This is a genomic window from Pseudocolwellia sp. G5-9 (assembly GCF_055808995.1).
In genome coordinates, this window is the sequence record NZ_CM147893.1 from 1,290,065 (window position 1) to 1,302,899 (window position 12,835).

Consider the following 12,835-nt stretch of genomic DNA (forward strand, 5'->3'; position numbering starts at 1 on the left):
GCACGGTAATTAGACGTAACATTTTAGCGCCTTATCTCATAATGCTTTTTAAAGGCATCTCACTAGGCCAGATAAGGTCAAACAAATGAAATTGCTTAGCCGCTAATGTACGAAAATTTATTATTTTAGATTCATTCATAGTTTCCTCTACTTTCTCAATATACCACAAGCCATTAAGAAGATAAGAATATAATAAATAAGTGTTTAGGCTTTTTATATTAATGCCCTCATTAGGATTTAATGCTTGATACACTTTAAGCGCATAGCTTTGCTCATCAGCAGTAAGTAAGTTAATCGCAAAGAACATCGCTATTTCAAATTCTTTTTCCGCTAAACATGCGCATTCAAAGTCAATTAGCCAAGCCCTGCTATTTGCCATAATAATATTAGAAAAATTAATATCGCTATGACAAACCACGTAGTTATTACCAAACGGTGTTGGGAGTTTACAGAGTAATGCTTGTATATGATCTTTTTGAACATTAGAAAAACAAGAATTATTGACTATACGGGTAATGATCTTTGTTATGTTTAATAACGGTAAGGTAACTTTCAATGAATGGCATTGCTTCATCAAATCAAGTGCAATGCCTATTTTATCGGGCATTGAAGCACCACTTCTATCTAATGTTTCACCATAAACAAACTCATTTACTAACCAATCATTGGCTGCGTAAATAACCCTAGGTGACAATGCTATATGGGAAGCTGCTTTTGATGTTTTCAGTTCATTTTCAAAAAATGATAAATTATCGTTATATTTAACAAAGTAGCTTTTATCGTCATGTTTAACTTCAAAACATAAACTACTTTGTCCAGCTTCGATACGATTAATAATTAGTGAAGATGGGTTATGAAGTGCTACAAAACACGGTAGCGCCTTTATCATTTCGCATAATTGGTTATGGTTATAAATATATTTCACCATGAGTAATTTAATTAAATAATTCAGAATGGGTCATATCATCCCCCTTATATTCTCGTCGCCAAATATAATACCCATAAGCGGCAATTAATATAAACACGCCAAATAAGAAGGCTGTAGGCGTTAGACCTTTTTCTACATATAAATAAATAGAAACCGCGTCAATAACAATCCAATACAGCCAGTTTTCAATCACTTTTTGTGCAACTAGATAGGTTGAGAAAACAGCAAAAACAGTAGTCGCGCTGTCTAAATAAGGAAAGTCTGTTGGGGTATATTTATCCATAAAAAAACCAACACCTAAAGAAACAATACCCAGTATTGCTATAGAAATTAAATGCGTTTTAGCTGAGTATGTTTTCAGTTGAATACTGTTACTATGAAAATCATCGGTAGTTTTATTCCAACAATACCAACCGTAAAAAGCCATTCCCATGTAATACACTTGCAGAAAGCTATCCATCCATAAATAAAATTTATAAAACAAAAAAGTATAAATAGCGGTACTTATAAAAGCTGCCGGCCAACACCAAATGTTTTTTTTAGCGGCAAGTATCACATAAGCGAGTGAAGTAAAAACAGCAGCTAGTTCTAGAAAAGACAATGTTGAATAATAATTTAAAATAACGTCCATTAAAACTTACCCATTATAAGTTGATCATTACAATTCAGCTTCCACTTCTGATCTATTTCCGCCAATAAACTTACAAACAAATACGGCGGCATCAACACTATGGTGAACTTTTTTAATTTCAGACATAACATGATGTACGGCTAAATCGTAATCTCCAAACACTTGCGTGCTCATACCATTAGTAACAACGTTTAAACCATCAACCTCACGAAGTTTTTTAATAAAGTCCCATATTTCTTTCTTAAAGTTTTCTTCTGCTAATGGGTATAAACTTATTTCTATTGATATTTCCATTTTATTTATCTCTTATTCATTTTTTATTAAGCGAGCTATCAGTAATAATATACCGTTTATAGCTCGCTCTAATACTTCTGTTTTTCAACTAAATACTCTTTAAGTATATGTTTATTAAATTAAAAATCATAATTAAATGTAACACCAAAAACGGCAGGTTCACCTAACTGAGTGTAGCCAGATGTTGTATAACCATCGCGTGGATCATTCGGAAATTCAAAACCACGCACTTGGTATTCTTCATCTGTTATATTTCGTGCCCATACACTTACATTCCATTCGTCTTGAGAATAAGTGATTGATGCATTTAACAATTCATAAGCATTTGATTCTTTATCATGACTATCTGAGAAGTAAAAAGAATCTTTACCCTCTATCGATACATTTAATAATAAATTTTCTGTTATCGCGTAATTAGCGCCGATGTTAAATTGATATGACGGCGCGTGCGCTTGCTCACGACCTGATAACGATTTTATTCCATCTTCAGTTTGATATGAAAAGTCTTCATATTCAGTATCAAGTAAACCTAATGAACCATATATATCTAATGTATCTGTTGCTTGCCAACCTGACTCTATTTCTATACCTAAATTTTTACCTTGCGAGGCATTAGAAAGAAATTCAATAAATTCGCCTGCTTGTTCTACTTGATATGAAATTTTCACCTGAACGTCTTTGCGGTCCATATAAAAAGCGGCAGCTCTTAAATAAGCGTCGCCATCAAGGTAGGTGGCTTTAAAACCAAGTTCGTAGTTCATCACAAATTCAGGATCAAATTCACGCTGATTATCTTCGAGGGTTCCGTCGGTATTTACCCCTCCAGCTTTATAACCACGATTGATAGATGCATAAATTAAACTATCTTGCGTTTGATATGACAGAACAATTTTACCACCTATCATAGTGTCTGATGGTTTAGCAGAGAAGTTTGTTGAATTTTCATAATCTGCTTCACGATTTTCAACACGTAAGCCTGTTGTTAAAGTAACATTTTCTGTTAATACGGTGGCTAACTCTGCATATGCTGCCAGTGTTTCTGTATCAAAAGTTGACGAGAAGTCGCTGTCGTATGTATAAATACGCGTTAAATCTGATGTTTCTTGTTTATAGTAAACACCAGTAACCCAAGAGGTTGAACCATCAAATATTTCATCACCTTCTTTAGAAGTAGCACGTAACTCTAACGTTTGTGTTTCTTTTTCTCTAAAGTAATAATCTGTCGATGAATAACCATCAACTTCAGCTAAACAACCTGTAGGTGTAATACATGGATCAGGGAAATAAAGACCATTATCCCAATCATCTGCATTGTATTCATATTCACCATACGCCCAATCTTCATCATAGCCGTAACCAAGATCGCTATTTGCGTAACTCGCTATAAGCACTACATCAGCACTATCCAAGCCTTTATAATTGAATGTAGAAGCAATAGCCGTTGTTTCTTGTGTATCAAAACCAGGCTGGTCTGAGTAAGTTGTGCGGTTGTTGTCTAGTGAAAAAGCATCGTAACCATTATCAAAATCAAAATGCATAACAGTTAAATCAATCGATAAGTCTTTAGAGGCTTCAATAGCTAATTTACCACGAAGGCTTAATTCATCACGGTTATTTACGTCGTCACGATTCAAATAAATGTTATCAATAAAACCATCACTGTTATATTGTTCAGCCGCTAAACGGTATTTAACTTTATCGCTAGCAGGCCCAGAAAGAACAATGCCAGCACCTTTACTACCATAATTTCCCAAGGTCACTTTAACAGCACCTTCAAATGAATCACTCGGTGCATTAGTTTCAATATTAATAATACCCGCTAATGCATTAGCACCAAAGCGTGTGCCTTGTGGGCCACGAAAAACTTCGGTTTGTGCAACATCAAAAAGAGAAGAAACACTACCTATACCGGTAAATTCAACATTATCAATAATTACACCAACAGAAGGATTGATGGGTTCGCTGAATTGACTACGTTCACCAATACCACGTATTTGATAATAGCGTGCTCGTTGTGAGCCACTTGAAAAATTAACGTTAGGTGTTAATGCTAAAACTTCTTCTAAATTTTGAGCATTACGGCGCTTTATATCTTCTTCAGATAGTATGCTAATCGCGTTAGGGATTTTTTGAAGACTAGTTTCTCTGAAATCACCTTTTACGGTAATCACTTCTATAGAAGTCGTGTTTGCTTCTTCGGCAAAACTCGTTTGAGAAAATAAAACAGAAGATATCGCTAAAGCGATTGTAGATAGTTGGTTTGTCATTTGGTTCTCATATAAATATAAAATATGGAACCAGCGCATTTAATGGCGGTGTAAAATTCCCATTCCTACGCTGGCATTATCCAGTTCAGGTTCGAGGGTTTGTGCATTACACATCTCAGCAAATACGTTAACGTTAGTTAAATTGTATTCGCACCCCTTGGTTTGGCGTGAATTTTAACAATATTTAAACGAATGTACAGTGAAGAAGAAGGTAAACGAGGAGTTATATAGCATTTTATTATGTATCTCATAATAAAATGCTATTAGATAGGAGAATAAACGATTAAATAGAAAGCATTTTACCTAAGGGTTCGCCGCCAACTAAGTGCATATGAATATGATAAACCTCTTGGCCACCATGTTTATTACAATTCATAATTAAACGGTATCCGTCTTCATCAATCCCTTCTTCCTTTGCCAACTTTCTAGCAACACTGAACATTCGCCCAAGAGCAAGTTCATCATCTTCAGTGACATCGTTCACCGTAGGAATTAACTTATTAGGAATAATAAGTATATGACTTTTAGCTTGCGGTGAAATATCTCTAAAAGCGGTAACAAGATCGTCTTGATATAACAAAGGCGTTGGTATTTCTTGTCTAACTATTTTAGAAAATATGGTTTCTTCGGACATTATAATTCCTATCAATATTATGATTTATTGTGGTAATGATTTGTTCAATAAACTTTTCTTACTTCCCGTAACCCGCTGCACAATGGATTCAACTAATAAATAATTAACAGGTACTAAAATTAAGGTAATAAAAGTCGCAAATATAATACCAAAACTTAAGGATATTGCCATTGGGATCAAGAATTGTGCTTGAGTTGATTTTTCAAATAGTAGAGGCATTAAACCAAAAAATGTGGTTAGTGACGTTAATAATACCGGTCTAAATCTAGTTTGCCCTGCGGTTAATACTGCATCCATAAGATCAGCACCTTGTTGACGTTTTTTATTTATAAAGTCAACTAACACTAAACTATCGTTAACCACAACGCCAATTAATGCCATCATGCCTAATATACTAAAAATAGTAAGATCCATTCTCATAAACCAATGCCCAACGATTGCACCAATGATACCAAATGGAATAATTGACATAACAATAATTGGTTGAATATAAGATCTAAAAGGTATTGCAAGTAAACAATAAATAATAAAGAACACAAGAATAAGGCCTAGTCCTAAACTACTAAAAGAGTCAGCCTGTTCTTTTGCTTCACCTTCAATTACCAACTTAACACCGGGATATGAAGCAACTAGATTATCCACATAAGGTTGTAGATCTGCACTTAATACTGTCATGTTGGTGACTTTTTTATCTACATCGGCAGTAACATTTACACTACGGAAACGATCAATACGTTTAATAGCTGCAGGGCTTTTCCCTGGAACCAAGCTAGCGATATGTGATAAAGGTACTTGGCCACCTTGTGGCGTTTCAATGAGCATATCGCTTAAACTACTAATAGATTCTCTTTCTTCTCGTGGAAACATAACACTTACACGTACATCGTCTCGACCACGCTGAATACGCTGTATTTCAGAACCAAAGAAAGCACTCCTTACTTGTTGAGTAACATTAGAAGCAGATAATCCCATAGCATAACCTTGCGCATTTAACACAATTTGAAGCTCTTCTTTACCCGTAGATAAACTATCTGTAATTTCAAAAACTGAAGGGTATGTTGCCAATTTTTCTTTAATTTTATTGGCTATTTCTTTTAGCTCTTCAAAATTATTGCCCATCAATTGAAAATCAATCGGTGCACCCGACCGCCCAATCTCAGCTCTATAAGTTAGCTCTTCAGCGCCAGGAAGTTCCCCGATCAAATCACGCCACTCATTCACTAATTGCCTAGAACCTATTCCTGTTGTATTTTGATCTGCAGGTAAAATTTCAAAACGCACACGACCTGTTTCATTATTAGTAATAGCTAGAGTATTTAAAATAATACTATTACCTTCTTCATCCCGGTATTTATCTTGAAGTGTTTTAGCTGCGTTCGACATTTTTTGTACGTAACCGTCAACTACATCAAAACTAGTACCCACAGGCATTGTTAAATCAGCTCGAGCTGTTTCACTTGGAATACGTGGGAAAAATACAAATTTTGTCCAGCCACTCATAATAAATGCGCCGATCAATATAAACACACCTACAAATAACGATAATGTAGTTAATTTATTCATTACCGCTTTTTTAAGTAGTGGTTGATAGTATTTTAAAATTGCGTTTTCAAAACCATCAGCAAATCGCTCTTGCCACATAGAGAATTTAGATTGCTTTGTTTTTTCACTACGTAGTTTCAAATGTTTTAGATGTGACGGTAAAACAAACTTAGACTCAATTAATGAAAATAATAAAACAGGAATAACAATCGCTGGGATTTGGAAGAATATAGCACCACGTCGACCTTCAATAAAAGCTAAAGGCAAAAATGCAGCAACAGTGGTAAGTACACCAAAAGTAACTGGACCAGCAACTTCTTTCGTACCAATAATTGCAGCTTCTAAGCTTGATTTAGATGTATGTGTGTGTCGGTAAATATTCTCTCCCGTGACAATAGCATCATCTACCACTATCCCCAGTACAAGAATAAAACCAAATAGACTCATTATATTAATGGTTACACCAAGAAACGGCATAAAAACAAAAGCCCCCATAAAACTAATAGGGATACCAATAAATACCCAGAATGCTATAGAAGGTCTTAAAAACAATGTTAATAACACAAGGATAAGAATGCCGCCCTGAATAGCGTTTGTAATTAAAGTATTTAATCGACCTTTAACAACTTCAGAATCGTCATCCCAATAATTAAGTTTAAAACCTTCTGGTAAAGTATCTTGTCTATCGTCGATATATTCTCTTACCGCTTCGGCAACATCAATCGCATTTTGATTCCCAATTCTGTAAATATCAATCAGTGCGCCCTGCTGGCCATTAAATCGAGCTCGTAGTGGTCTTTCACCAAAACCGTCATCTACTTTTGCAATATCAATTAAACGCAGTAAAGAGCCATCAGGATTCGTTTTAATAACAATATTTTCATATTGTTCTCGACTATATGCTTGCCCTTTACTACGTATTAATACATCTCCGCCTTCTGTTTTTACATTTCCGCCAGAAACATCTTGAGAACTAACTCTAACGGCATTAACGATGTCAGAAATAGATAAATTATATTGTTTTAATGTATCTTGTTTGACTTCAATAATAATTTCGTAATCACGTACGGCATTCAGCGAAAGTTGAGTAACCTCTGGTAAGTTTAATAAATCATCTCTTACTTTTTCAGCAAATTCTCTAATTTCACGTTCGCTATAATCAGATGAAATAGTTACTGAAATAACATCACGTTTGTTTTGTCTAACTGAAGTGATTGGATTTTCGATACCGGCAGGAAACGTATTAATTGCATCCACTCTGTTTTTTACGTCTGCAAGTAATTCTCTGACATCATAGCCAGGTTCAGCTTCAATAGTGATACTTGCGGAACCTTCAACTGAAGTACTGATCAACTTTTCTATACCTTCAAGATCTTGAACAGCCTCTTCAACTTTTATCGCTAATCCAAGTTCTGCATCTTCAGGTGTGGAGCCTCTTAATTGAACTTTTACCTCTACAATTTCAGAAGCAATTGAAGGAAATACTTCAAGCGGGATATTACTTTTTAATGAAAACACTCCCATCAACAAAATGGTGATCATTAATAAGTTAGCCGCTACATGATTTTTTGCAAACCAAGCAATCATCGCTCTACTCCATTAACATTAGTTTGTTGACTTTCTCTTTTCGCTTTCATGAGTTTTCTTTGCTCAGGTGTTAACTCTTTTCTTAACTTACCGTCACCTTTTCCTCTCATAGCTTGAGCATTTTTCCTTTTATTTGGAGTAACAGCAGGAATACCATCAATTGATGTTACGGCTACTCGCATTCCTGAAGAAACTTGTCCTAATGGCGTTAAAACCAGTAAATCATTTTCAGAAAGTCCTGATTTAATAACTGCCACATTCTTATTTTGCCAAGCAATATCTATAGTTACCCTTTTTAATAAGTCGTTTTCAACAATATAAACATAACTACCTTGATATATAGTTTTATTAGGTATAACTATTGCGTTTTCAATAACTTTGCCTGAAATATTCGCTGTAACATACTGACCTATTTTTATTGGGTTAATATCACTATTTTCTTTACCATATGGGTCATTAATTTGCGCAACTACAAATAATTGCTGAGAATTAGTGTCTAATGCACCCTCTGTTCTCACAATCTCTCCTTGCCAAGATTGTTCACCTATAAGATCGGAATAAAACTCAACTTTAGGTAACTCCTTTTCAGAATTAACCGTAGATGTAAATCGATTAGGCTCAGGTAACACAACATAAGGTAAGTCTTTATTTTTTATCGGTAATCTAATTTCAACGTAATCTACAGCATAAATTTCAGCTAACTTGGTATTTGATGAAATAACCTGACCTATATCAACTTCTTTTTTTAATATACGTCCGGTATAAGGTGCTTTGATATCGCTTCGCTCTAACGCTAATTTAGCTTGCGATAAAGATGCTTCTGATGAGAACACATTCGCTTGAGCAGCCATTAACTGAGGTTTTCTTAATACTAAATCTGGCGCTTGGTCTTGATTTCCTAACCTTATCCAATCTTGTTTAGCTTGTTCAGAACGCGCTTCTTCTTCTTGTAAAGCTTGTTGTGCATTAAATAATGCTGATTTCGCTATTTGTATACTGGTTAACAAGTCTCGCTTGTCTAGTTCAATCAGAGTTTCCCCTTTCTCAAAAAAACCACCCTCTCTAAACTTAGGATTGATTTCAATGATTTGTCCTGACACTTGTGAATATAAAACACTTTGTGTTCGGGGTTTTACCGTTCCATAACTTTCAACATTAATTTTTAAATCTTCTAACTTTACTTTAACAGCTTCAATATTAAGTTTAGCAACATCTTCTTGTTTAAATTTTTTAAGAGTAGGTGGATTAGAAACAACAACATACGCTGTTATACCAAATGCAGCTAAAACAAGTATAGGGAGTATTTTTTTTATAGTTTTCACGTTATTGTTCCTGAATATTTGAAGGATGACTTTCATCATCTAATAAATTTGATTTTAACCCGCCACCCAAAGCTAAATAACTATCAGCTCTATTTTGTAATAATTGATTAGTAAGTTGAATAAGTGTTGTTTGGGCATCAAAGGCGCGTCTTTCAGATTCTAATACAGTTGTATATGTAACTAAGCCTCTCATATATTGGTTAAAAGATAATGTTTGTGCTTCAATCGCATTCACTTGCGCCTCTTTTGAATAAAGTAAACGTTCAATCAAAGATTTTCGTTTACTCATTAAATTTTCAACTTGTGCAAATGCACTAGAGACTTGAGCAAGATACTCTTGTTCTTTTTTAACAACTTCTAGCCTTGCTTGCTCTTCTAAAGAGGCTAAAGTTCCGCCGTTAAATATCGGTGCAGTTAAATTACCAATTAACGACCACGTTAAAGGATTGCCACTAAATAAATCCGTTAACTCTCTGCCTGAATCCCCATAAGTTCCAGTCAACGCAAGCCTTGGAAATCTTTGTTTATGAGCAACAGCAAGAGCCGCATCTAAAGATAAAAGCCCAAACCAACTTGAGGCAATGTCATTTCTTCGTGTTAATAATAAGGCGGGCTTTTCAATATGAAGTTCAGTATTGATTTTAGGAAAAACACTGTCAGCGTGAATAGTCCCTTTTGGATAATCACCTAACAGTAATTCTAAAGATCGTGCTGATTCTTTTACGGTTTGTTTTTGTTGAGCTACACGTGCTAACTCGCTATTCACGTTATTTTTCGTTAGATAAACATCTAAAGCATTATTCAAACCTAATTTATATGATGACTCAATCATATTTAAATTTTTAACAAGATTATCTGCTCTTTCTTGATATAAATTTAATAACTTTTGCGCTTCTATTAAGTTATACCAACCTTTTATGACATTAGTGACTAAAGTCAATTTTTGGTGTTGATATAAAGAATTTGCAGATGCATAAGCAAGTTGCTGCTGTTGTTGTTTATCTGATAACTGCCCCCAAATATCCACTTCATAACTTAAATTAAGTTTTATATTTGCGGAGGTTTGATAGGTTTCAGTATTTTCGCTTAATGTTTTGCTTCTTGTATTATTTGTTGAGAGTGATAGTTCAGGAAAATCACTCGCATTAGATACAGCCAAACGTTCCTTTGCCAAACTCACATTAATCGCTTGCGATTGAAGATCATGATTATTAGCTAATGCAACTTTTATTGCTGCAATAAGAGGTTCATCTTTAAAATCTTTTACCCATGGATCAAAAGTGTCATGACTTTCAGATGAAATGATATTAGTTGAGGCTTCTGTTTGCCATTGCTCAGGAACAACAATATTTTTGCTCTCATCCGTAATAGCAGAAATATTCGAACATGATTGAGTTAAAACTATTATGGGAAAGATTATTCTAGTGAAGGATGAATAACTTTTCTTTTTATACTTATTAGAATCAGCTTTAGTCAAAATAATGCCTGAAAAAGTTAAATATTAGGAACTTGTAATATAAAGTAAATAACTTAATTAAAACAAGCGTTTTAACATTCGCTTACATATTTTATTTTCAGGTAATACTTGAAAAAGAAAAAAGCCAACAACCTTCAGTCATTGGCTTTGTATAGAATATCGATTACGCGTTATAACCGTTCGGATTATTTGATTGCCAGCGCCATGAGTCATTAACCATATCTTCTAAAGACTTTTCGGCTTTCCAGTTTAGTACTGAGGCAGCATGAGCAGGGTTTGCATAACATTGCCCAATATCACCGGGACGACGCTCAACAATTTGGTAAGGAACATCTTTACCACAAGCTTTAGAAAAGGCTTTTACCATTTCTAATACCGAATAACCTTGGCCTGTGCCTAAGTTAAAAGTATGGCAACCCGCATTACCATGTAATGTTTCAATAGCTCGTACATGACCTTTAGCTAAATCAACTACATGAATGTAGTCACGTACACCTGTACCATCAACCGTGTCGTAATCATTACCAAAAACAGATAAAAACTCACGTTTACCTACAGCAACTTGAGTAATAAATGGCATTAGATTGTTTGGAATACCTTTTGGATCTTCACCAATAGTACCTGAAATATGAGCGCCAACAGGATTAAAGTAACGTAATAACACAACCGATAAGTTGCTGTTAGCATTAACCGTTTCACGACACATTTGTTCAACAACTAATTTAGTTTGACCATAAGGGTTTGTTGTACTTAATGGGAAGTCTTCAGTAATTGGAACCGTAGCAGGATCACCATATACGGTAGCAGAAGAACTAAACACTAACGTATTTACGTTATGTTTTTCCATTACCTGCATTAATACACGAGAACCGTTTACATTATTATCATAATACTTAAGAGGAACTTGTGTTGACTCACCTACAGCTTTTAAACCAGCGAAATGAATAACAGCATCAATAGTGTGTTGAGAAAAAGCAGCATCTAATGCTGCTTCATCACGTATATCAGCATTAATAAAAGTAACTTTTTTACCTGCTATCTTTTCAACACGACGTAGTGATTCTTCACTGCTGTTACTTAAATTATCAACAATAACAACTTCGTGGTTCGCTGCTAGTAATTCAATACATGTGTGAGAGCCAATATAACCAGCTCCACCTGTTACTAATATTTTCATGAAAAAATCTCCAGTATATTTTTAATATTTAGTCCATAAACACTTATTTAAAAATGTTTTTTATCAACAATTGCACCGTGGTGTTGAACAACAATAGAAGCGACGCGAGCTGCGCTTACTAGTGCTTCTTGTATACCTTCACCTTTTAGACGAGCCGCTAAATAGGTTCCAGCAAACGAATCACCAGCAGCTGTTGAATCAATCTGTTTTGCTGCAGGAGTAAAAGGTAGATGATACTCTTTATTTTCTTCATCGTATGCATAAACACCGTCTTTCCCACATTTTATAACCTGTTCATTTACATTGAATTTTTTCATGTAAGAAATAACAGACTCTCGATCATTTTGATTTAATAAATCGCTATGATCTTCTAAACCAGGTAATACAAGATCACTTCGGCTGTATATTTCTTCTAACCAATGGATTGCGTGTTCTTTACTGTTCCACATTCTAGGACGGTAATTAGGATCAAAAACAATTTTTGCCCCTTTACTTTTTAACAAATCGATTAACGACATTAATTTTTGCTTATCTTCGTCACTAAAAATAGCTAATGTTATGCCACTAAGGTAAACAAAATCAAAAGCACTTTCTGATAATTGTTTAACATCCACTAATTGCATTAACTGTGTTGCAGCAGAGCCGTCACGCCAATAAGAAAAGCTTCGTTCACCTTCATCATCTGTAGTTATTGAATAAATACCAATAGGTTTATCTTGCGATGTTTTTACAAAATCAGAATCTATACCTTCCGATTTCCATACATTGAGCATTTCTTCGCTAAAACCATCTTTACCTACTGACGATAAATATTGAATAGTAGCTTCAGGAAAATAACGTTTAGCGTATACAGCTGTATTATAGGTATCGCCAGCAAAAGACTTTACTAAACAGTTATTATTATCGGTTCGTAATTCGAGCATACACTCACCAATGATTAACATAGACGACACGGTCATTCTCCATATAAAATACA

10 protein-coding genes and 1 riboswitch are annotated in these 12,835 nt (G+C 34.7%); all 10 genes read right to left on the reverse strand.

The genetic code is table 11. The annotated features are described in order from the left end of the window. Window positions 1–31 precede the first annotated feature (31 nt). Window positions 32–889, reverse strand: coding sequence for a hypothetical protein (locus tag AC0L5Q_RS05615; RefSeq protein WP_473615400.1), 858 nt, complete (start codon window positions 887–889; stop codon window positions 32–34). A 46-nt stretch (window positions 890–935) separates the two neighbouring features. Beyond that, window positions 936–1,559, reverse strand: a complete 624-nt coding sequence (pnuC, locus tag AC0L5Q_RS05620; RefSeq protein ID WP_473615403.1) for a nicotinamide riboside transporter PnuC — start codon at window positions 1,557–1,559, stop codon at window positions 936–938. A 27-nt stretch (window positions 1,560–1,586) separates the two neighbouring features. Then, window positions 1,587–1,853, reverse strand: coding sequence for a YkoF family thiamine/hydroxymethylpyrimidine-binding protein (locus AC0L5Q_RS05625; protein ID WP_473615404.1), 267 nt, complete (start codon window positions 1,851–1,853; stop codon window positions 1,587–1,589). A gap of 119 nt (window positions 1,854–1,972) precedes the next feature. After that, entirely contained in the window at window positions 1,973–4,120 is a 2,148-nt protein-coding gene (locus tag AC0L5Q_RS05630) for a TonB-dependent receptor (RefSeq protein WP_473615406.1), read from the reverse strand. Window positions 4,121–4,165: 45 nt separating this feature from the next. Continuing rightward, window positions 4,166–4,288: riboswitch (TPP riboswitch) on the reverse strand. Window positions 4,289–4,403: 115 nt separating this feature from the next. Then, window positions 4,404–4,754 carry an HIT domain-containing protein gene (locus tag AC0L5Q_RS05635; protein ID WP_473615409.1) on the reverse strand — a complete coding sequence of 117 codons (351 nt, stop codon included), beginning with the start codon at window positions 4,752–4,754 and terminating at the stop codon, window positions 4,404–4,406. Window positions 4,755–4,778: 24 nt separating this feature from the next. Beyond that, window positions 4,779–7,883: an efflux RND transporter permease subunit gene (locus tag AC0L5Q_RS05640; RefSeq protein WP_473615413.1), complete on the reverse strand. Its 3,105-nt coding sequence runs from the start codon at window positions 7,881–7,883 to the stop codon at window positions 4,779–4,781. Then, complete coding sequence (locus tag AC0L5Q_RS05645; protein WP_473615416.1) at window positions 7,880–9,205, reverse strand: efflux RND transporter periplasmic adaptor subunit; 1,326 nt, start codon at window positions 9,203–9,205, stop codon at window positions 7,880–7,882. The genes AC0L5Q_RS05640 and AC0L5Q_RS05645 overlap by 4 nt, the downstream gene beginning before the upstream one ends. Before the next feature lies 1 nt (window position 9,206). Then, complete coding sequence (locus AC0L5Q_RS05650; RefSeq protein WP_473615420.1) at window positions 9,207–10,682, reverse strand: efflux transporter outer membrane subunit; 1,476 nt, start codon at window positions 10,680–10,682, stop codon at window positions 9,207–9,209. Between the two features lie 163 nt (window positions 10,683–10,845). After that, entirely contained in the window at window positions 10,846–11,859 is a 1,014-nt protein-coding gene (gene galE, locus AC0L5Q_RS05655) for a UDP-glucose 4-epimerase GalE (RefSeq protein ID WP_473615423.1), read from the reverse strand. 47 nt (window positions 11,860–11,906) lie between these two features. Further along, window positions 11,907–12,803 carry a sugar kinase gene (locus tag AC0L5Q_RS05660; RefSeq protein ID WP_473618260.1) on the reverse strand — a complete coding sequence of 299 codons (897 nt, stop codon included), beginning with the start codon at window positions 12,801–12,803 and terminating at the stop codon, window positions 11,907–11,909. Between the last annotated feature and the right edge of the window lie 32 nt (window positions 12,804–12,835).